General features: G+C 64.3%; 14 protein-coding genes. 7 read left to right on the plus strand and 7 right to left on the minus strand.

Annotated features, from left to right (window positions below):
- Positions 1-144 precede the first annotated feature (144 nt).
- Positions 145-735, minus strand: a complete 591-nt coding sequence (locus NL528_RS47175; RefSeq protein ID WP_375143886.1) for a hypothetical protein — start codon at positions 733-735, stop codon at positions 145-147.
- On the opposite strand from NL528_RS47175, the gene NL528_RS47180 reads away from it, so the two are divergent.
- From NL528_RS47180 to NL528_RS23040, 4 genes are all read left to right on the plus strand, one after another.
- Positions 734-1,663: a pentapeptide repeat-containing protein gene (locus tag NL528_RS47180; RefSeq protein ID WP_375143887.1), complete on the plus strand. Its 930-nt coding sequence runs from the start codon at positions 734-736 to the stop codon at positions 1,661-1,663. The genes NL528_RS47175 and NL528_RS47180 overlap by 2 nt on opposite strands.
- Positions 1,664-1,813: 150 nt before the next feature.
- On the plus strand, positions 1,814-3,172 hold the full coding sequence (gene glmU, locus NL528_RS23030) for a bifunctional UDP-N-acetylglucosamine diphosphorylase/glucosamine-1-phosphate N-acetyltransferase GlmU (protein WP_309176744.1): 1,359 nt from the start codon (positions 1,814-1,816) through the stop codon (positions 3,170-3,172).
- Positions 3,173-4,064: 892 nt separating this feature from the next.
- Positions 4,065-5,891, plus strand: a complete 1,827-nt coding sequence (glmS, locus tag NL528_RS23035) for a glutamine--fructose-6-phosphate transaminase (isomerizing) (protein WP_309176745.1) — start codon at positions 4,065-4,067, stop codon at positions 5,889-5,891.
- A gap of 98 nt (positions 5,892-5,989) precedes the next feature.
- On the plus strand, positions 5,990-6,763 hold the full coding sequence (locus tag NL528_RS23040; protein WP_309176746.1) for a DUF502 domain-containing protein: 774 nt from the start codon (positions 5,990-5,992) through the stop codon (positions 6,761-6,763).
- Between the two features lie 619 nt (positions 6,764-7,382).
- Here the strand turns inward: NL528_RS23040 and NL528_RS23045 are convergent.
- Positions 7,383-7,670, minus strand: a complete 288-nt coding sequence (locus tag NL528_RS23045; RefSeq protein ID WP_309176747.1) for a GIY-YIG nuclease family protein — start codon at positions 7,668-7,670, stop codon at positions 7,383-7,385.
- A gap of 159 nt (positions 7,671-7,829) precedes the next feature.
- Positions 7,830-9,938 (minus strand): ATP-dependent DNA helicase RecG, encoded by a 2,109-nt coding sequence (gene recG / locus NL528_RS23050; protein ID WP_309176748.1) that lies wholly within the window; start codon positions 9,936-9,938, stop codon positions 7,830-7,832.
- A 256-nt stretch (positions 9,939-10,194) separates the two neighbouring features.
- Between recG and NL528_RS23055 the strand changes: the two genes are divergently transcribed.
- Both NL528_RS23055 and mfd read left to right on the plus strand, forming a co-directional pair.
- Positions 10,195-10,485, plus strand: coding sequence for a succinate dehydrogenase assembly factor 2 (locus NL528_RS23055; protein ID WP_309176749.1), 291 nt, complete (start codon positions 10,195-10,197; stop codon positions 10,483-10,485).
- Positions 10,482-14,000, plus strand: coding sequence for a transcription-repair coupling factor (gene mfd / locus NL528_RS23060; protein WP_309176750.1), 3,519 nt, complete (start codon positions 10,482-10,484; stop codon positions 13,998-14,000). The genes NL528_RS23055 and mfd overlap by 4 nt, the downstream gene beginning before the upstream one ends.
- A 161-nt stretch (positions 14,001-14,161) precedes the next feature.
- Here mfd and NL528_RS23065 read toward each other — a convergent pair whose 3' ends face one another.
- The 4 genes from NL528_RS23065 to NL528_RS23080 all read right to left on the minus strand — a co-directional run bounded on the left by NL528_RS23065 (position 14,162) and on the right by NL528_RS23080 (position 19,298).
- Positions 14,162-14,557 (minus strand): PRC-barrel domain-containing protein, encoded by a 396-nt coding sequence (locus NL528_RS23065; RefSeq protein ID WP_309176751.1) that lies wholly within the window; start codon positions 14,555-14,557, stop codon positions 14,162-14,164.
- A gap of 76 nt (positions 14,558-14,633) precedes the next feature.
- Complete coding sequence (locus NL528_RS23070) at positions 14,634-15,854, minus strand: GGDEF domain-containing protein (protein ID WP_309176752.1); 1,221 nt, start codon at positions 15,852-15,854, stop codon at positions 14,634-14,636.
- An 87-nt stretch (positions 15,855-15,941) separates the two neighbouring features.
- Positions 15,942-17,447 carry a class I adenylate-forming enzyme family protein gene (locus NL528_RS23075; RefSeq protein WP_309176753.1) on the minus strand — a complete coding sequence of 502 codons (1,506 nt, stop codon included), beginning with the start codon at positions 17,445-17,447 and terminating at the stop codon, positions 15,942-15,944.
- An 18-nt stretch (positions 17,448-17,465) separates the two neighbouring features.
- Entirely contained in the window at positions 17,466-19,298 is a 1,833-nt protein-coding gene (locus NL528_RS23080; RefSeq protein WP_309176754.1) for an extracellular solute-binding protein, read from the minus strand.
- Between the two features lie 258 nt (positions 19,299-19,556).
- Here NL528_RS23080 and NL528_RS23085 point away from each other — a divergent pair, with 258 nt between their 5' ends.
- Positions 19,557-20,381, plus strand: a complete 825-nt coding sequence (locus NL528_RS23085; protein ID WP_309176755.1) for an invasion associated locus B family protein — start codon at positions 19,557-19,559, stop codon at positions 20,379-20,381.
- Positions 20,382-20,434 lie beyond the last annotated feature (53 nt).

The following is a 20,434-nucleotide window of genomic DNA, read 5'->3' on the forward strand; positions in this document are numbered from 1 at the left end:
AGTGGGTTCCGGTTAGCCGCACGAAAATGCGTCCAACCAATGATCGGCGAATATGGTCGGGAATAGCGGGCAGGACAAGCCGAAGCTCACATCAGACGCGTGAAAACAGGTGAGAATTCGACCGTAATGCCTTGCAGCCAAATATTATTGTCCCCTTTTACCGAACCATGACGAGATCGTCGATGTGGCGGCCGGTTCCGGCTTTTTCGGCGGCTCCTCGACAACCGCGGCGGCATGCTTGCCGCTGCCACGGCGGCGTGGCGCGGGCTTGGTGGTCGAAACCGGCGCCGGATCGTCGCCGTTCACGGAGAGCCGCTGTCCGTCGAAGATCGCGGTCTCGCAGCTGCGGTTGTTTTCGCTCAGAACCGCGCAGATCCTGGCCGCCGCGCCGGCGTCGTTCAGCGGCCCGGCCACCAGCCGGAGCTGCATCCCGAGGCCGTTGGTGCCTTCCTTGATCACGATGATCGGGCGCAAGGCGGCCAGCGGCGCATTGGATCTCGATTTCAAAAGCCCGCGCCACAGCGCGCGCAGGCCGGCGAGCGAATTGGCGCTGCCGAGATCGACGCCGAACTCGGTGCGATGAAGCGCGACCTTCGGAGCTGTGGCCTCGTCCGGCTCGGCGTCGTCGGCCGGCGGCGCCGAAGCGACCACCTCCGAAATCGGCGCTGCCGTCACCACGCTCGGCGGTTGCATGGGTTCGATCAGTTTTGTGGCCGAGGGGTCGGGCGGCGCCATGATCGATTTCGACGCCACCAGCGGCGTCGACGGCGTCGCCGCCGGAGGCTTTGCGGGATCGGTCTTTGCGGTATCGGTCTTGGCGGCTTCCGTATTGGCGCTGTCGGCCTTCGGCGTGTCGGTCTTGGCTGCTTCGATCTTCACCGGAGCGATCTTGGCAGGATCGGACTTTGCAAGATCGGACTTTGCAAGATCGGACTTGGCAGGATCGGACTTGGCAGGATCGGACTTGGCGGTGTCAGTCTTCTTCGGCGGGTCCTTGGCAACCGATGAAACCATCGCCCCGCCCGTGTCGGCCACGGCCAGCGGCTTTTCGACAGTGGAGGGCTTGTCGGCTGGTGCAGCGGCGGGCTGGGTTGATGCGACCGGCGCCACCGCTGGGGCAGGCACCGGGCTTGGCGCTGCCGTTGGCGGCTCGGCCAGGGTGGAGGAGGTTGCAGGGGCCGCCTGCGAAGTCGGAGCCGGACCCTGCCGCGCGATCGCGCCGGTCACGGAGTCCAGGCCCTGTTCCAGCGAGGTGACGCGCGAATACAGCCGGTCGCGGTCGCCGCTGAGCGTATCGATTGCGGAGGCCAGCCGCCGCGTCTCGTTCTGGCTTTCCTTGGCGACCAACTGGATTTGCTGCGCCTGCCGCGTCAGGTCGACGGCCGCGATCTGCTCGCGCCGCCACCCGAGCGAGGACTGGTTGGCCAGCACGGCAATGATCACAGCGCCCACCGCGCCGACGCCCCACGATCCGATCCGCCACAGCGCGTGGCGATCGAGTTCGTCTTCCTCGGCCAAAAAACCGCTCAGCAAGCCGCCGGTGTTTTCGGTGTCGAAGCTGCGCGCCAGATTGTCGGGGTCTTTGGCCAAAACGTCTCTGGCCCTCCTCGAGGCCTGCCGAATCACGGAACAAACATTAACAGGAATTGCGCCCCGCACTTGAATCCGGGCGTCCACGGGGCCGCGAATCGGTTTCATCTCCCGGGGAAAACAATTAAAGACGGCGCCGGACGCCAATGGCCTGACGCCCAAGGGCTTTGAGCAAGGGCTTTGAGCAAGGGCCCTGAACAAGCGCTTTGAACAAGGGATGTGAATGACCGATCGATCCAGCCTGACGGTGGTGCTCGCGGCCGGTGAGGGCACACGGATGCGCTCCGCGCTGCCGAAGGTCCTGCATCCCGTGGCCGGCCAGTCGCTGCTTTCGCATGTGCTGGATGCGGCGCCTCACGGGGCAGGCGCAGCACTCGCGGTCGTGATCGGGCCGGACCACAAGGCGGTCGCCGACGAGGTGGCGCGGGTGCGCCCGGATGCCCTGACCTTCGTCCAGCGCGAGCGCCTCGGCACCGCGCATGCGGTGCTGGCGGCCCGCGAGGCCATCGCCCGCGGCGCCGACGATCTGCTGGTCGTGTTCGGCGATACGCCGCTGATTTCGGCCGAAACTTTTGCGCGGCTGCGCGCGCCCCTGAAAAATGGCGCCGCACTTGCCGTGCTCGGCTTTCGCGCCGCCGACCCGACCGGCTACGGCCGGCTGCTGGCCGAAGGCGACCATCTGGTGGCGATCCGCGAGCATGCCGACGCGACGCCCGAGGAACGCAAGGTGACGCTGTGCAATGCCGGCGTCATGGCGTTTGACGGAAGCAAGGCGCTTGAGATCATCGACAAGATCGGCAACGCCAACAGCAAGAGCGAATATTATCTGCCCGATGCCGTCGGCATCGTCAGGGATTTTGGATGGGAGGCGGTGGTGATTGAAACCAGCGAGGATGAAGTGCGCGGCATCAACACAAAAGCCCAGCTCGCCGAAGCCGAAGCGGTGATGCAGGCGCGGTTGCGCAAGGCCGCACTCGATGCCGGCGTGACGCTGATTGCGCCGGATACCGTCTATCTCGCTGCCGACACCACATTCGGCAGCGACGTTACGATCGAGCCTTTCGTGGTGATCGGCCCCGGCGTCAGCATCGGCGACGGTGCGGTGATCCATTCCTTCTCGCACATCGTGCAGGCCTCGATCGGCAAAAAGGCCTCCGTCGGCCCCTATGCGCGGTTGCGGCCGGGCACATCGCTCGGCGAAGGTTCGCGCATCGGCAATTTCGTCGAGACCAAAGCCGCGACGCTCGAAGCCGGCGTCAAGGTCAATCACCTCTCCTACGTCGGCGACGCCCATGTCGGCGCCAACTCCAATCTCGGCGCCGGCACCATCACCTGCAACTATGACGGTTTCTCCAAGCACAGGACCATCATCGGCGAGGGCGCCTTCGTCGGCACCAACTCCTCGCTGGTGGCGCCGGTGAAAATCGGCAACGGCGCCTATATCGGGTCGGGCTCGGTGATCACCAAGGACGTGCCCGACGATGCGATGGCCGTCGAGCGCAGCCCGCAGAACAACCGCGAAGGCGGCGCCAAGCGCTACCGCGAGATGAAGATGCGGGGCAAGAAGCCGAAAGAGAGTTGACGGCGTAGCCGTGCGATGGAACAGCGTCATTGCGAGGAGCGATAGCGACGAAGCAATCCGTTCTTTCTTTGCGTGGCGAGATGGATTGCTTCGCGGAGCCTGTCATCGGGCGCGCATTCGCGCGACCCGGTGGCTCGCAATGACGGTATTCTACACATGCGTTCACGGTCTCGCAGCACGACATGCCCGAGCTTTGCGCAACTGTTGCCCCTCTTCGAGAACAGAGGGCGCAGGGAAAGCCGGGTGCGCGCTGCACCCGCGGTCTCGCGTGCAATATGTGCACAAGAACACGCACACGAGCATACAGGTTCAGCGGAGAACATCCGGCCTTCCCTGCGCAATGGTTTTACGGCTTACTTCGCGCTCTCCTTGGTGAGCCGGGCTCTTTTGCCACCATCGCCCGCAGAAGCTTTGCTCTGCGACTTGGCGCCAGCGTCGGGCGCCAGGACCACACGACTTCGCCGTCCGCATCAGCGCCGTTCGTCAAAGGCACATCCGCGTCCACCGCATCCCACCGCGCGTTTCGTGACGATCGCGAGCCGCCCCTCGTTCGGGTGAGACGGGCGGAGAGAAACCACTGATTTGCCCGACGTGTTAAGCGAAATATTTTTGCGCACGGGACTGGACAGGCCAAATCACGTTGGAATCGCTCGGCAAAATCGTTGTTTGGCGCACGGCAATGCGTGGTCACCTCACGTCGCGCTGGGTCGCTGCTCGCTTCGGTAACCCATGGACCAATCGCCAGGCATTATCGCGAGATACCTGTTAAGCTTTCCGCTTAATACTGTCTCAATCCGCAATAATTATTGAGTAGGTAGACACCGCCGTTTCCCGTTAAGGGAACGTGGCGCTGGTTGGGCAAATTTTCGACGATTTGGGGATATCAAACCGCATGTGCGGCATTGTCGGCATTCTCGGACGCGCTCCGGTCGCGGAGCAGTTGGTGGATTCGCTTAAACGCCTTGAATATCGCGGCTACGATTCCGCAGGCGTCGCCACGCTGGAAGGCGACCACCTCGCGCGCCGCCGCGCCGAAGGCAAACTCAAGAATCTCGAAAAGCGGCTGCAGGCCGAACCGCTCGCCGGTCACACCGGCATCGGACATACCCGCTGGGCCACCCACGGCCGGCCGACCGAGAACAACGCGCATCCGCACGCCACCGATCGGGTCGCCGTGGTCCATAACGGCATCATCGAGAACTTTCGCGAATTGCGCGAAGCGCTTCAGAAGAAAGGTGCGGTGTTCGAGACCGAGACCGATACCGAAATCGTCCTGCATCTCGTCGACAGTTATCTCAGCCAGGGTATCAATCCCGTCGAAGCGGTGAAGGCGGCGCTGTCGGAACTTCGCGGCGCGTTCGCGCTCGGCTTCATTTTCGCCGGCCAGGACGACCTGATGATCGGCGCCCGCAATGGCCCGCCGCTCGCGATTGGTTACGGCGACGGCGAAATGTATCTGGGATCCGACGCCATTGCGCTCGGGCCGTTCACCGACACCATCAGCTATCTCGAGGACGGCGATTGGGTCGTGCTGACGCGCAAAGGCGCCACCATCTACGACAAGGACAACGCAATCGTTCACCGCGACGCGATCAAGCACAGCGCGTCGACGTCGCTGGTCGATAAGGCGAATTACCGCCACTTCATGGCCAAGGAAATCCACGAGCAGCCGGAAGTGGTCGGCCATACCCTTGCCCGCTACGTCGATATGGCGACCGACCGCGTGATGCTGCCGGTCAAGCTGCCGTTCGACTTCAAGGATATCCAGCGGATCTCGATCACCGCCTGCGGTACCGCGAGCTATGCAGGCTACGTCGCCAAATACTGGTTCGAGCGGCTGGCCCGCGTGCCGGTCGAGCTCGATGTCGCCTCGGAATTCCGCTACCGCGAGGCGCCGCTGCGCAAGGGCGATCTCGCGATCTTCATTTCGCAATCCGGCGAGACCGCCGACACGCTGGCGGCGTTGCGCTACGCCAAATCGCAGGGCGTGCATACGCTCTCGGTCGTGAACGTGGCGACCTCGACGATTGCGCGCGAGAGCGAGACCGTGCTGCAGACGCTGGCGGGTCCGGAAATCGGCGTTGCCTCGACCAAGGCGTTCACCTGCCAGTTGATGGTGCTGGCGGCGCTTGCGGTTGCCGCGGGCAAGGCGAGGGGCGAATTGTCGGATGAGGACGAGACCAAGCTGGTCCATGGCCTCGTTGAAATTCCGCGGCTGATGGCGGAAGCCCTGACGATCGAGCCGCAGATCGAAAAACTGGCGCGCGAGATCGCGAAATCGAAAGACGTGCTCTATCTCGGCCGCGGCACCAGCTATCCGCTGGCGCTGGAAGGCGCGCTGAAGCTGAAGGAAATCTCCTACATCCACGCCGAGGGCTACGCCGCCGGCGAACTCAAGCACGGGCCGATCGCGCTGATCGACGAGAACATGCCGGTGGTGGTGATCGCGCCCTACGACCGGGTGTTCGAGAAGACGGTTTCCAACATGCAGGAAGTTGCGGCCCGTGGCGGCGGTATCATCCTGATGACGGACGCCAAGGGGGCGGCGGAAGCCACGATCGAATCGCTGGTGACGATCGTGCTGCCCGACATGGCCGCGACCTTTACGCCGATGGTCTATGCCATTCCGGTACAATTGCTGGCCTATCATACCGCCGTGGTGATGGGCACCGACGTCGACCAGCCGCGAAATCTGGCGAAGTCGGTCACGGTCGAATAGTCGCAAAGCGCGCGCCCGCGTCACCTCAGGTCTTCAAAAACCTGCTAGGATGGCTTAGCTGGGAGTTAGCCGGCCGTCTCGACCGACCTGGAACCCTAATGAACCGCCAAGAATTGCCGCCGACTGTACCCCCGAGCGAGTCACATCCGGACGCCCCGCGCGGGCTGATGGCCCGTTTCCGCAACTATTTCCTGACCGGGCTGGTCGTCGCCGGTCCGATCGCCATCACCTTTTACCTGACCTGGTGGTTCGTGACCTGGGTCGACGGCTTGGTGCGGCCGTTCGTGCCGATCGCCTACCGGCCGGAAACCTATCTGCCATTCGGGCTGCCAGGTTCCGGGCTGATCGTCGCCGTGATCGCGCTGACGCTATTGGGTTTCCTCACCGCCAATTTGATCGGGCGGACGCTGGTCGATCTCGGCGAACGGCTGCTCGGCCGCATCCCGGCGGTGCGCGCGATCTATCGCGGGCTGAAGCAGGTGTTCGAAACGCTGTTCTCCGGCAACGGATCCAGCTTCCGCCGCGTCGGGCTGGTCGAATTTCCCTCGCCGGGGATGTGGTCGATCGTCTTGATTTCGCAAGCGCCGAGCGTCGAGATCGCCAACAGTCTCCCCGGGCAGGAGGAGCACATCTCGGTGTTCCTGCCCTGTGCGCCGAACCCGACCACGGGCTTCTTCTTCTATGTGCCGAAGAGCAAGATCGTCGAGATCGACATGAGCGCCGAAGACGCCGCGACCCTGATCATGTCCGCAGGCGTGGTGCAGCCCGGCTCCGATCCGCAGAAGAAGATCGCAGCCCTGGCCGCAACCGCAAACGCCGCGCGGGTGGCGAACGCAGCCACGCTGCAGCCGGCGAAGGTGGAGGCGGAGTAGGGTCTTCGTCTTTCCTCCTCGTCATTGCGATGCACGTGTTCCTCCGCGTCATTGCGAGGAGCGCAGCGACGAAGCAATCCATTCTTTCTTGTGTGGCGCGATGGATTGCTTCGCTTCGCTCGCAATGACGGATGAGGGGGGGCGGACTCAAATCAGCGTCGCGTGGAGTAAGAGGCGCACGTCTCCCTCCACGTCATTGCGAGGAGCGCAGCGACGAAGCAATCCACTCTTTCTTAGTGTTGCGCGATGGATTGCTTCGCTGCGCTCGCAATGACGGATGAGGGGGGCGGACTCAAATCAGCGTCGCCTGGAGTAAGAGGCGCACGTCTCCCTCCACGTCATTGCGAGGAGCCAACGGGTCGCGCGAACGCGCGCCCGATGACAGGCTCCGCGACGAAGCAATCCATTCTTTTCTTGGTGTGGAGAGATGGATTGCTTCGCTTCGCTCGCAATGACGGGGAGGGACCGAGGACTCAAATCAGCGTCGCGTGGAGTAAGAGGCGCACGTCTCCCTCCACGTCATTGCGAGGAGCGCAGCGACGAAGCAATCCACTCTTTCTTTGCGCTGCACGATGGATTGCTTCGCTTCGCTCGCAATGACGGATGAGGGGGCACAGGCTCAAATCAGCGTCTCGTAGAGGTCCTTCCATTCCGGGTTCAGCTCTTCGATCAAGGTCAGTTTCTTCGCTCGACTTCCGGCCTTGATCTGTTTTTCCTGCGTGATCGCTTCGATCATGGTCTCGTGCAGCTCATACCAGACCAATATCTTGCAGCCATATTTGGCCGAAAAGCCCTTCACCAGCCCCTCGCGGTGCTCGAAGGCGCGCCGCGGCAAATTTGATGTAACGCCCGTGTAGAGCGTCCCGTGACGCTTGCTTGCGATGATGTAGACGCACGGTTGTTTCATTCGCGTTTTCCTCCGGCCGTCGTCAGGTTACGCCGTCATTGCGAGCGCAGCGAAGCAATCCATCCCACAGCGGAAAGAAAGAATGGATTGCTTCGTCGCGGAGCCTGTCATCGGGCGCGCGTTCGCGCGACCCGTTGGCTCCTCGCAATGACGGAAGCATTACCCCGCTCCAATCAGCGGTATCGCCTCGTCGCGCTCGTACAGATAGAGCAGGCACCGCAGCGCGTCGCCTTGCTCGCCCTTCAGCTTCGGATTGTCCTTCATGATGCGCAGCGCTTCGTCGCGCGCCTGGGTGATGAACTGGCCATGGACCTCGGAGCGCGCGATGCGGTAGCCGGGCAGGCCGCTTTGCCTGATACCGAGCACGTCGCCTTCGCCGCGCAGTTTCAGATCCTCCTCGGCGATCCGAAATCCATCGGTGGTTTCCCGGATCACTTTCAGCCGCGCGGTGGACATTTCGCCGAGCGGCTCCTTGTAGAGCAGCAGGCAGGTCGAGGCCTCCGAGCCGCGGCCGATCCGACCGCGCAATTGATGCAATTGTGCGAGCCCGAAGCGCTCGGCGTTCTCGATCACCATGATGGTCGCGGCGGGCACGTCGACGCCGACCTCGACCACGGTGGTTGCGACCAGCAAGCCGATCTCGTGCGCGGCGAACTGCGCCATCACGCGGTCCTTCTCGGTGCCCTTCATCTGGCCATGGACGAGGCCGACCTGGTCGCCGAACCGCTTCTGCAGCGACTCGAACCGCTCGGTGGCGTTGGTGAGATGTTCGGTGCCTTCGGCTTCGGATTCTTCCACCAGCGGACAGATCCAGTAGACCAGCTTGCCGGCCTTCAGCGCGCGGCCGACGCCGTCGATCACCTCGTCGATGCGGCTGGCAGGGATCGTGCGGGTATCGATCGCTTGCCGGCCCGCCGGCTTCTCGCGCAATTCGGAGACGTCCATGTCGCCGAAATAGGTCAGCACCAGGGTGCGCGGGATCGGGGTTGCGCTCAGCACCAGCACATCGACGGCTTCGCCCTTGGAGGTCAGCGCCAGCCGCTCGCGAACGCCAAAACGATGCTGCTCGTCGACGACCGCCAGTGCGAGCGCTTTGAAAATCACGTCGTCCTGGATCAGCGCGTGGGTTCCGACCAGCAAATCGATCTCGCCGGCTTCCAGACGCGCCAAAATCTCCTTGCGCTCCTTGCCCTTTTCGCGGCCGGTGAGGATCGCAACCCGCAAGCCCGCGCGCTCGGCCAGCGGCGTGATGGTCTTGATGTGCTGGCGCGCCAGAATTTCCGTCGGCGCCATCAGGGCGGCCTGTTTGCCGGCCTCGGTTACGGCGGCGGCGGCCAGCAGCGCCACCACAGTCTTGCCCGATCCCACATCGCCCTGCAGCAGGCGTAACATCCGCACCGGCTGGCGCAGATCCTCGGTGATGGCGGCCACCGCCTCGCGCTGCGAACCGGTCAACGCATACGGCAACGCATCGATGATTTTTCGGCGCAGATGGCCGTCGCCGGCATGGCGGTCGCCGGCCGGACGCCGCAACTGCGCGCGGATCAGCGCCAGCGCCAGTTGGCCGGCCAGCAATTCATCGAAGGCAAGGCGCGACCAGAACGCGCCGTCGGGCAGGATGTCCGTCAGTTCAACCGGCACATGGACGCGATTCAGCGCTACCTTGATCGGCGGAAATTTGCAGCGGCGGATCACGTCCGGGCTGATCCACTCCGGCAGCTCCGGCAGTTTTTGCAGCGCCTGCGCGATCGCGCGGCGCAGCGAGCCGAGTGCCAAGCCTTCGGTCAGGGGATAGACGGGATCGATGCCCGTGAGCTTGGCAAAGCCTTCCTCGTCGACGACGCGGTCGGGATGCACGATCTGCGGGATGCCGTCATACATTTGCAGCGTGCCGGAGACGTAGCGCCTGGCGCCGACCGGCAGCAGCTTGTCGACATAACCGGGTTTGGCGCGGAAATAGGTCAGCACCACATCGCCGGTCTCGTCGCTGGCATAGACCAGATGCGGCGCGCGGGCATTGCGCGGCGGGGGCGGCCGGTGGCGATCGACCGTGACCTCCAGCGTCACCATCGTTCCCACAGCCGCGTCGCGGATTTTTGGCCGCGCCCGGCGGTCGATTACGCTCGCCGGCAGATGCAGCAGCAGATCGACCAGCCGCGGCGCTTCATCGCGGCCGAGCAGATAGCGCAGCAGTTTGTCCTGCTTCGGCCCGACGCCGGGAAGGGTCGTGACCGGTGCAAACAGCGGATTGAGCAGAGCAGGGCGCATCACGGGTACCTAAGCGCGTTCCTCACCGTCATGCCCGGCCTTGTGCCGGGCATCCACGTCTTTTTTTGTGGCCAAGCCGTGGATGGCCGGGTCATAGGCGAGCGGAAGCGACGCCGTCCTTCGGACGGCTACGCCCGGCCATGACGAACCGGTTGGCTAATCAGCGAATATGAAGGGCTGACATCGGCCATCTCCATCGCTATATCAACCCCGCCCGGCACGTCCGGGCTTTTGGCGTTCGGATGGATTAGAGAAAATGACGGGATCGACACGATCGAGCGGCGGCCTTGATGACCGCCGCAAGCGGCTGTTGTTTCGCTGCTGGCATCGCGGCACCCGCGAGATGGACCTGATCCTCGGGCGGTTTGCCGATGCGGAGATCGCGGGCCTGTCCGAGCGCGAATTGGCCGAGCTCGAGGGCCTGATCGAGGTTCCCGATCCCGATCTCTATGCCGCGCTTACGGGCGACAAGCCGCTCGATCCGCAACATGGCAGCGCATTGTTCGACCGCATCAAGGCGTTCCGCGCCGTGGACCACGACGCATGAAGTCTCCCGTTAAATCGCCCGCCGCGTTGCTGGCCCCCGGCCGCGCGCTGACCTTCGCCAATGTCGCCGAGGGCGCCGAAGGCCTCGTCGTCTCGGACCTCGCGCGCGCGGTCGCCGCCAGGCCGAAGCCACCGGCGGTCAGTCTGGCCGTGGTGTGCCGCGACGGCCCGCGGATGCAGCAATTGGCGCGGGCGCTGGAATTCTTCGCCCCCGATTTGCCGGTGATGCAGTTCCCCGCCTGGGATTGCCAGCCCTACGACCGGGTGTCGCCGCATGGTGGCATCCTGGCGCAGCGCCTGACCACGCTGGCGCGGCTGTCGCGCCTTGCCGGCAGCGACAAGCCGCTGATCGTGCTGACCACGGTGAACGCCATCGTGCAGCGCGTGCCCGCGCGCGAAACCGTGGCGGCGCAGGCGCTGTCGGTCGCGCCCGGCCATGTCGTGCCGATGGATTCCATCGTCGCCTGGCTGGAGCACAATGGCTACAACCGCTCTTCCACGGTGCGCGAGCCCGGCGAATATGCGGTGCGTGGCGGCATCCTCGATCTGTTTCCGGCCGGGCTCGATCAGCCCGTACGGTTCGATTTCTTCGGCGACTCGCTGGAATCGATCCGCACCTTCGACGCCGAGACCCAGCGCACATTGCTCGACATGCGCGCGCTCGATCTGGTGCCGATCTCGGAATTCCAATTGGTCACCGAGACCATCCGCCGCTTCCGCATGGGCTATGTCGCGACCTTCGGCGCGCCGGTGCGCGACGATCTGCTGTACGAAGCCGTCAGCGAAGGCCGCCGCCATCCCGGCATGGAACACTGGTTGCCGCTGTTCCAGGAGCGGATGGACACGCTGTTCGATTATCTCGACGGCGCGGTGGTCGCGATCGAGCCGCAGAGCGAGGACGCCGCGCGCGAGCGCTTCAAGCAGATCACGGATTACTACGAGGCCCGACGCGAGGCGCTGGAGCATCCCGGCGGCGGCGCCATCTACAAGCCATTGCCGCCCGACCGCCTCTATCTGACCGAAGACGAATGGACGGAGCGGCTCGGCGAATCCGCCCTGGCGCGGCTGACGCCGTTCGCGGTGCCGGACGGGGCCGCTGATGTGTTCGATGCCGGTGCGCGGCAGGGACGGAATTTCACGCCCGAGCGTGCGGACAGCTCGGTCAACGTGTTCGAATCCGTCGTCGCCCATGTCGGGGCATTGCAGGCGCAGCGAAAGAAGGTGGTGATCGCGCTGTGGAGCGAGGGCTCGCGCGACCGCATGGGCAGCATGCTGCGGGATCACAAGCTTAACAACCTCACCAGCGTCAACACCTGGCGCACGGTGCAGGCGACGCCGCGCAACGAGGCCATGCTGGCGGTGGTCGGCATGGAAAGCGGTTTCGAGACCGACGACGTCGCAATCATCAGCGAGCAGGACATTCTTGGCGACCGCCTGGTGCGACCGCGCAAGGCGAGCCGCAAGCTCGATAACTTCATCTCGGAAGTCACGAGCCTTGCCGCCGGCGATCTCGTGGTTCACGTCGAGCACGGCATCGGCCGCTTCATCGGCCTGCAGACGCTGGAAGTCTCCGGCGCGCCGCACGATTGCCTCGAGCTGCATTATGCCGCCGAGACAAAATTGTTCCTGCCGGTCGAGAACATCGAACTGCTGTCGCGCTACGGCTCCGACCACGCCAATGTCGAACTGGACAGGCTAGGCGGCAGCGGCTGGCAGGCGCGCAAGGCCAAGCTGAAGAACCGGATCCGCGAGATCGCCGGCGAACTGATCAAGATCGCCGCCGAGCGTCATCTGCATGAAGCGCCGAAAATGCCGGTGCAGGCGCATGTCTATGACGAGTTCTGCGCACGCTTCCCCTATGAAGAGACCGAGGACCAGCTTGGCGCCATCACCTCCACGCTGAAGGACCTCGAAAGCGGCCGGCCGATGGACCGCCTGATCTGCGGTGACGTCGGGTTCGGCAAGACCGAAGTGGCGCTGCGCGCGGCATTCGCGGTCGCGCTCGACGGCAAGCAGGTCGCCGTCGTGGTGCCGACCACGCTGCTGGCGCGGCAGCACAGTAAGAATTTCGCCGAGCGTTTCCGCGGCTTTCCCGTCAATGTAGCGCAGGCCTCTCGCCTAATCCCGGCCAAGGAACTGACACAGGTCAAGAAGGGCTTGACCGATGGCAATGTCGATATCGTGGTCGGCACCCATGCGCTGCTCGGCAAGGCGATCAAGTTCAGGGATCTCGGCCTGCTGATCGTCGACGAGGAGCAGCATTTTGGCGTCAGCCACAAGGAACGGCTGAAGCAGTTGCGCGCGCAGGTCCACGTGCTGACGCTGAGCGCCACGCCGATCCCGCGCACGTTGCAGCTCGCGCTCACCGGCGTGCGCGATCTCTCGATCATCGCTTCGCCGCCGGTCGACCGCCTCGCGGTCCGCACCTTCGTGGCGCCGCACGATCCTTTGATGATCCGCGAGGCGTTGCTGCGCGAGCGCTATCGCGGCGGGCAGGCGTTTTACGTGGTGCCACGGATCGAGGATCTCGCCGGCGTGAAGGATTTCCTCGACAAGAACGTGCCGGAGATGAAGGTCGCGGTCGCGCATGGCCAGATGCCGCCGACCGTGATCGAAGACATCATGTCGGCGTTCTATGACGGCAAATACGACATCCTGCTCTCGACCACGATCATCGAATCCGGCCTCGATATCCCGACTGCGAATACGCTGATCGTGCACCGCGCCGACATGTTCGGGCTGGCGCAGCTTTACCAGCTGCGCGGGCGGGTGGGTCGCTCGAAGCTGCGCGCCTATGCGCTGTTTACGCTGCCGGCGCAGCTGAAGATCACCGCCCAGGCCGAGCGGAGGCTAAAAGTGCTGCAGTCGCTTGAAACGCTGGGCGCAGGCTTCCAGCTGGCCTCGCACGACCTCGATATCCGCGGCGCCGGCAATTTGTTGGGCGAGGAGCAGTCGGGCCACATCAAGGAAGTCGGCTTCGAGCTCTATCAATCGATGCTGGAGGAGGCGATCCTCAACCTCAAGGCCGGCGTGGTGGAGCCGGCCGCCGACCGCTGGTCGCCGCAGATCACCATCGGCATGCCGGTGCTGATCCCCAAGGAATACGTCAACGATCTCGCGGTGCGGCTGTCGCTGTATCGGCGCCTTGCCGATCTCGACACCGACGAGGAGATCGAGAATTTCGCCGCCGAAATGCGCGACCGCTTTGGCGTATTGCCGGACGAGGTCCGTTATCTGTTCAAGGTCGCCGCGATCAAGGCTTATTGCCGGAGGGCCAATGTCGAGAAGGTCGATGCCGGGCCGAAGGGCGCGGTCGTCACCTTCCGCGACAACAAATTCGCGCAGCCGGATCGCCTGGTGTTCTTCATCCGCCAGCACGGCCAGGCCGCAAAAGTGCGGCCGGACATGAAGGTGGTGTTCTTCCAGGAATGGAAGACTCCGGAAGAGCGGCTGCTGGGCACGACGGAGATTTTGCGGCAGTTGGCCAATCTCGCGGAAAACAGGAAGGCGGCGTAGTTCGGACCTATCAGCGTCATTGCGAGCGAAGCGAAGCAATCCGTTCTTTCTTTTCGCGGTAGGATGGATTGCTTCGCTTCGCTCGCAATGACGGAAACTATCGCAAACAGCCGCCGGCATGGCTGCCGACGGCCGCTGTTACTCAACCAAAGCGTCGCGTTTTACTTCGGATATTTGAACTCCGGCGCGGCCTTCAGCGCCTCCTTCGTTGTGTTCATCGACGCCAGCCATTTGTCGTTCTTGGCATCGTAGCGGACGTTGACCGACGACGGCGACACCGCGACATAGCGCTCACCCATGCCGAGGAAGCCGCCGACCGACAGGATCAGCGCGTCGACCTGGTGGTTCTTGATCGCGAGATCGGTGATCTCCCCGACCGATTCATCTTTCCGGTTATAGACGTTGAGGCCCTTCAGTTTCGAAGAAAACATCTCGTCCTTTTGTACCGTCGAGAACTTCGCTTCGGCGGGTGCGGTGCCGGTGGTCTTGACGTCCTCGGCGAAAGCCGGCGCAGCGAGCATGGCGAGGGAAGCGGTGATAAGTGCGATTTTTTTCATAATGTCCTCCAGCGCAGAATTGCCGATCTACAATGCGAGGACGGAACGAACGTTCCTCAATTTAATTTTGGAACAATTACGACGCCGCGCGACGCGCTTCCTCATCCAGGCGCGCCAGCAGCGACTTCGCCGAATCATTCGGCTGTAGCGTCGCGACGCTGACGACGGGCTCCGCGCGCGCATCGCGTTTGCCGTGGCTGGTGTGGCGCATGACGCTGGAGAGGCGTCGCGCTATCGCATGGGCGTTCCTGAGGTCGGTCTCGGCGAACGCGACGATGACGGATCCATCGTCGAATACGGCGCCGAAATCCATCTGCCGCATCAGGCGGCCGATGATCCGCGCGCCGTCGAACTGGGCACGCGGGTGCGCCGGATCGAACGCGAAGCGCGCCACCGACAAGCCGCCGCCGCGCTCCTGGGTTTGATAGACCGCCGTTGCGAAGTCGCGATCGAATGCTGCTGGAGTCAGCAGGCCGGTCCGCGCGTCAATCAGGCCCTCGGCGTCGATCGCCCGCAGCGTCCGGCTCAGATGGGCTTCGAATGCGTGCTGGCGGATCATCGGCAATGCGATATCGGCGATCCGCCCAGGCTCGCCGGAGATCATCTCGAGGTTGGGCAGATCGTAGGCCGGCGCGAGATCGTTCGACGCCACCACGACCGGCAGGTTGCGGAAGCGGGAGTCCTCGGTCAGCACCGTGAGGAACGCATCGATCACGCGCGCGCTAAAGCCTTCGCCGACGACGATGCCGTCGATGTCGCGGGTGTTCAGATGTCTTGCCGCGGCCTCGATGCTGAGCGCCCCGACCACGCCGGCTCGCTCGCCGAGCGATACCGAAAGTGCGGGGTAGGCGGCGCCGCGGCCGACCAGCAGCACGGTGGCCTCGCTAACCGTATCGATATCCGACAAGGCGATCCGCACGGCTTGCCGGCGCATCACGGTGGCATGCAGCGAACGGATTCGCAGCGCAGCATTCAGGCGCGCGACCAGGCGATCGAAATTGCCTTGCACCTGGAAAAACGGAATGGCGTTCTCGGGCAACCCGATCAGCGGATCAACCGCGATCAACGGCAGGTAGGGTTGCCGCGCCGCGATCTGCTTCGCCAGCGCGGCAAACCTCGGTTCATCGATTGCGGATGTCGCGGTGAGGATTGCCGCCGGCTGCACCTGCTCGACCGCCCGGGCTGCGTCCGCCCATTCGGTCTCCACGACCGGAAACAGTTTTGCGTCATCGAGCGCGGACGCAAACGAGGGCCTTGCTGCAGCCGAGACGACGAGGATCGGGCCTTGTTGGGACATCTGACAACTCGGATTAACGCAGGACGGAGCCTGCGATCCTAGTTTGCCGGGCTTAATGCGGCGTCAACGCCACTAGGGGTCAGGCTTTCAGGTCGAGGGCGTCCGATCGCGAAACGCTTCCACCATCAATGGGTTAAGTCCAAGTCCTGACAGAGCTTCGCGGGCGCGGGCATTGTCCTGCGCGCGCCCGGCCAGCCGGTGGCCGCTCAGTCGATCTGGCAATGCCGTCAGCAGCGCGCCCTGGCCCAGCCGTCTCGCCCATTCCTGGAGGTCCTGCGCCAGAAATCGATAGCCGCCGACCGCCATGATGCCGGAAGGCGGCGCGGTGATGTTGATCGCGCCGGTCGCGCGATCGAGCCTTGCGGCATAGTCGGTATCGACGAAATCGCGCGGCGGCGGCGCAATCAGGGAGTCGCTGGGGGGCGGCGGCGGCGCATAGGCGGCGACGGGAACCATCGGCCCGCGCAATCCCAATGTGCCGCGCGGCGTCAGCAGGATTTCTCCGGCGATCGACGACCCCGGCAATTCGCGCGGCGCGCCGTGCGGTCCCGGCTTGATCAGGGCCGGCGCGCCATCTTCGGCGATCCGGCGCGCGCTGAACAATCCGGCTTCGCCGAACAGATAGACGTCGGTCAGCGTCACCTGTTGCGCAGCCCAGCACGCGCTGGAGGCGACCTGTTCCGGCGTGCGCCACAGGCCGATGACATTGCGCAAGCGCGGCAGGCGTTGGGTGAGGTCGAGTTCATCCAGCCGCAGCGCCAGCTGCGCCGGCGCAATCAGCGTATCGCAGCGATGTTCGTTGATCTGCCGCTCCAGCACCTCCTCGTCGAACGGATGGTGCAGCACCAGCGTGCCGCCCGACAACAGCCAGACCACGAGCGAGCAGGCGAGGCCGGCAAACGACATCGGCGAAAACGCCGACAGCACGGTTGCACCCTGCGGCACGTCGCTTTCAAGCGAAAGCGCCAGTCCGCCGGCGATCAGGCTGAGATGGGCGCGCGGCACAGGCCGGAAACCGTCGGCGGTGACGTCGAAGGAGATCAGCGCCGCCTTGCGGCCGTCCTGGATCACCGCGCGCGTCGCGGGCGATTCCCTCAGGATGGCGTTGTCGAGCGAAGCCATGCCGTCGGGCAAATCGGTGCCGAAGCCGCAGACATGGCGGATCGAAAACGCTTCGGCGGCGGCGTTCATCGCGAGGTCGGCATACACGATGCCGTCGACCTTGCTGGTGGTCACGATCGCCCGCGCCGCGGTGCGGTTGAGCGCCATGGTCAATTCCGCCTGCCGCCAGAGCAGCGGCAGCACGGCGACCACCAACCCGGCGCGGTACGCGGCCAGCACCGTGAGCGCGAATTCGATCGTGTTCGGCAGTTGAACCGCGATCACGGAATTGGCCGGCAATCCGGATTCGATGAAATGCGCCGCCAGCGCCGAGATCGCGCGATCGGCCTGCGCAAAGGTGAGGCGCTTCGGGCTCTGGCCGGTGATGCGGGGCTTGTTCGGCGGGTCGATCAGCGCGATCGCGTCCGGCTGCCGCGCCAAAACGCGTTTGAACAATCCGTCGAGCGTTGGCGAAGCGGTGGGCTGGGTCACGGCGTCAACTCGGTTGCATCATTTCGGCTGCGGGTCCGGCTTCTGCCACCACGTTTCCGGCAGGTAGCCCGTCAACGCCGTGGTTGCAGGCCGTTCTATCCGATTCCAGCGCGCGAGCCATTGCTCTTGCACGTTAAATAGCGGGATAGCGTAGAAGCCCGACATCAGGGTCCGGTCCAGCGCCCGTACCGTCGCAACGAAGGCCGGCCGCTCGCGCGCTTCCAACAGGGCCGCGATCAGGGCGTCGATCGCGGGGTCCTTGGCGCCCATGTAATTCCGGGTGCCCGGGATATCGGTGGCCTGGCTGCCCCAATAGAACGACTGCTCGTTGCCGGGCGACAGCGACTGGTCCCAGCGGTTCTGGATCATGTCGAACTCGTAGCCGAGCCGGCGCTGATCGAACTGGACGGGGTCGACCGCGCGCACGCTGACCTCGATGCCGGCGCGCTTGAGGTCGCGCTGATAGGCCAGCGCAATCCGTTCCTGATCGCGCGTCGTCACCAGGATTTCAAAGGTGAGGGGCGCCTTGGTCGCGCGCTGGCGCAGCACCGTGCCGTTGATGTCGTAGCCGGCCTCCGACAGCAGGGCGAGCGCTTTGCGGAGCGTCGTGCGATCACGGCCCGAGCCGTCGCTTACCGGCAGGTGATAGCTGCCGTCTAGAATATCGGGCGGGATTTGCGCGCCAGCCTGTTTGAGGAACTCGCGCTCACGCTCGTCAGCGGGGCGACCATAGGCCGACAGCTCGGAGCCTGCGAAGAAGCCGGCGCTGCGGGCATAGAGGCCGAAGAAGTAGTTGCGGTTGATCCATTCGAAATCGAACAGCAGCGTTAGCGCTTGGCGCACGCGGATGTCGGCAAACACCGGCCGGCGGGTGTTGAATACCAGGAATTCCGACGGCTGCGGCATCCCGGTCTTGATGACATCGCGGATCACCTCGCCGCTGCGCGCGGCGGGAAAATCATAGCCGTCGTGCCAGCGCAGCGGCTCGCCCTCGACGCGGAAGTCGTAGAGGCCGCGCTTGAACGCCTCGAACTCGCCGTTGGCCTCGCGGTAGAAGTCGAGCCTGATCTCGTCGAAATTATACAGGCCCCGGTTCACCGGCAGGTCGCGCGCCCAATAGTCGGAATTGCGCGTCAGCGTGACGCTCGCGCCCGGTTTCACCGCTGTGACGCGATAGGGACCGGAGCCGACCGGTCCGGTCATCGTGGTTTCCTCAAAGGTGGCGGGATTTACCGCATGTTTCGGCAGCACAGGCATCAAAGCGAGGATCAGCGGCAGTTCGCGGTCATTGGCGTCAGTGAGATCAAAGCGCACCGTGAGCGGATCAGGCGTCTCGGCCTTTGCGACCTTGGAATAATACTGGCGATGGTTGGGGCGGCCCTTGTCGCGCAGCAAGGCCCAGGAGAACAGCACGTCCTCGGCCGCGACCGGCTTGCCATCCGAGAAGCGAGCGCGGGGGTCGAGATGAAACGTGACGTAGCTTCTAGCGTCGTCGGTCTCGACGCTTTTCGCCAACAATCCGTAGAGGGTGAAAGCCTCGTCATTGCCGCGCGTCATCAGGCTTTCGACGACGAACCCCCGGATCTGCTGCACCGCGAGGCCCCGGACAATAAGCGGGTTGAGGCTGTCAAAGGTGCCGAGGGCGCCCCAGACCAGCCGGCCGCCCTTCGGCGCGTCCGGATTGGCATAGGGCATGTGGGTGAAATCGGCCGGAACCGCCGGGGCGCCATGCATGGCGATCGCATAGCTTTCGGTGGCCTGGGCCTCGCGGGCGCCCGGCACCGGCGACAGGCCGAGCGCAACCGCGACGCAGGCGATGGCTCGAAGGCGGATACGTCCAAAGGCGGACATCGGCACGCGCGGATTTGATTCGAAATTGCACAAAATCAAGCTTTACCATAGGCCTCGGCATCCGCCGTAACGCCGGCTCAAAGATGCTTGTCGGCATTGATCTTTTCGCGCGCCGCTGTATTGAAGGCGTGCAATTGACCAGGGCGGCAGCGCCTGTCACGTATCCGCCTCAATTGACTTGGAGACAGCCGCCCAAACGGCTAGGTGTCGGCGCCTGCAGCGGTTTCGGGCGCTCCCGTTCAGAAAGGGTTTTCCGCAATGAATTTCCGTATCTTGGCCGCGCCGATTCGGCCGCATGGGCGAGTTTTCGCCTTGTTGGCGGCGACTGCAATGTCCGCAACTTTGCTCGGCGCAGCGGCGCAGGCCCAAACCCCGGCTCCTGCTCCCGCGGCTGCGCCGAAGGCCAAGGCAGCTCCCAAAGCTGCACCCAAGGCCGCGGCCCCGGCGCCCGCACCGGCTGCCCAGGCTGCGCCGCCGCCGGCAGCCGCTGGCGCGCCCCCCGCAGCCGGCCAGCAGCCTCAGGATCAGCAGGTTCAGTTGATCTACGCGCCCTGGACCAAGTTCTGCCTCAAGGGCCAGGACGCCGGCGCCAAGCAGGTCTGCTTCACCGGCAAGGATGGCCGGATCGAGTCCGGCCAGCCGGTCATCGCCGCCGTCATCATCGAGCCGGAAGGCGAGCCGAAGAAGATCCTGCGCGTGACGCTGCCGCTCGGCATGCAGCTGGTTCATGGTACCCGCGTGATCGTCGACAACAATCCGCCGGCGCAGAGCCCCTATGTGATCTGCTTCGCCAACGGCTGCATGTCGGACTACGAAGTGACCCCGGAATTGCTGGCCAACATGAAGAAGGGCCAGAATCTGGTGGTTCAGGCCATCAACTCCAATGGCGCGCCGCTGACGCTGCCGCTGCCGCTGGCCGAGTTCGCCAAGGCCTATGATGGCCCGCCGACCGACCCGAAGGTGTTCGAGGAAACCCAGAAGAAGCTGCAGGAAGAGTTGCAGAAGCGGGCGGAAGAACAGCGCAAGAAGCTCGAGGCTGCCCAGCCTGCGGCCGGCGCTCCGGCCAATCCGGCCGCGAAGTAAGCGTAAGGCTTGTCGACAAACAAAAGGCGCCCGGACCGGGCGCCTTTTTCGTT

The sequence above is a fragment of the Bradyrhizobium sp. Ash2021 genome (genome assembly GCF_031202265.1).
In the GTDB taxonomy this organism is placed as follows: Bacteria; Pseudomonadota; Alphaproteobacteria; order Rhizobiales; family Xanthobacteraceae; genus Bradyrhizobium.

What these genes read in the sequence shown, in the direction of transcription:
- NL528_RS47180 (WP_375143887.1), top strand. Translation starts at nt 734, where the DNA reads ATGATCGATTTCGACGCCACCAGCGGCGTCGACGGCGTCGCCGCCGGA.
- NL528_RS47175 (WP_375143886.1), bottom strand. Translation starts at nt 735, where the DNA reads ATGGCGCCGCCCGACCCCTCGGCCACAAAACTGATCGAACCCATGCAA.
- glmU (WP_309176744.1), top strand. Translation starts at nt 1,814, where the DNA reads ATGACCGATCGATCCAGCCTGACGGTGGTGCTCGCGGCCGGTGAGGGC.
- glmS (WP_309176745.1), top strand. Translation starts at nt 4,065, where the DNA reads ATGTGCGGCATTGTCGGCATTCTCGGACGCGCTCCGGTCGCGGAGCAG.
- NL528_RS23040 (WP_309176746.1), top strand. Translation starts at nt 5,990, where the DNA reads ATGAACCGCCAAGAATTGCCGCCGACTGTACCCCCGAGCGAGTCACAT.
- NL528_RS23045 (WP_309176747.1), bottom strand. Translation starts at nt 7,670, where the DNA reads ATGAAACAACCGTGCGTCTACATCATCGCAAGCAAGCGTCACGGGACG.
- recG (WP_309176748.1), bottom strand. Translation starts at nt 9,938, where the DNA reads ATGCGCCCTGCTCTGCTCAATCCGCTGTTTGCACCGGTCACGACCCTT.
- NL528_RS23055 (WP_309176749.1), top strand. Translation starts at nt 10,195, where the DNA reads ATGACGGGATCGACACGATCGAGCGGCGGCCTTGATGACCGCCGCAAG.
- mfd (WP_309176750.1), top strand. Translation starts at nt 10,482, where the DNA reads ATGAAGTCTCCCGTTAAATCGCCCGCCGCGTTGCTGGCCCCCGGCCGC.
- NL528_RS23065 (WP_309176751.1), bottom strand. Translation starts at nt 14,557, where the DNA reads ATGAAAAAAATCGCACTTATCACCGCTTCCCTCGCCATGCTCGCTGCG.
- NL528_RS23070 (WP_309176752.1), bottom strand. Translation starts at nt 15,854, where the DNA reads ATGTCCCAACAAGGCCCGATCCTCGTCGTCTCGGCTGCAGCAAGGCCC.
- NL528_RS23080 (WP_309176754.1), bottom strand. Translation starts at nt 19,298, where the DNA reads ATGTCCGCCTTTGGACGTATCCGCCTTCGAGCCATCGCCTGCGTCGCG.
- NL528_RS23085 (WP_309176755.1), top strand. Translation starts at nt 19,557, where the DNA reads ATGAATTTCCGTATCTTGGCCGCGCCGATTCGGCCGCATGGGCGAGTT.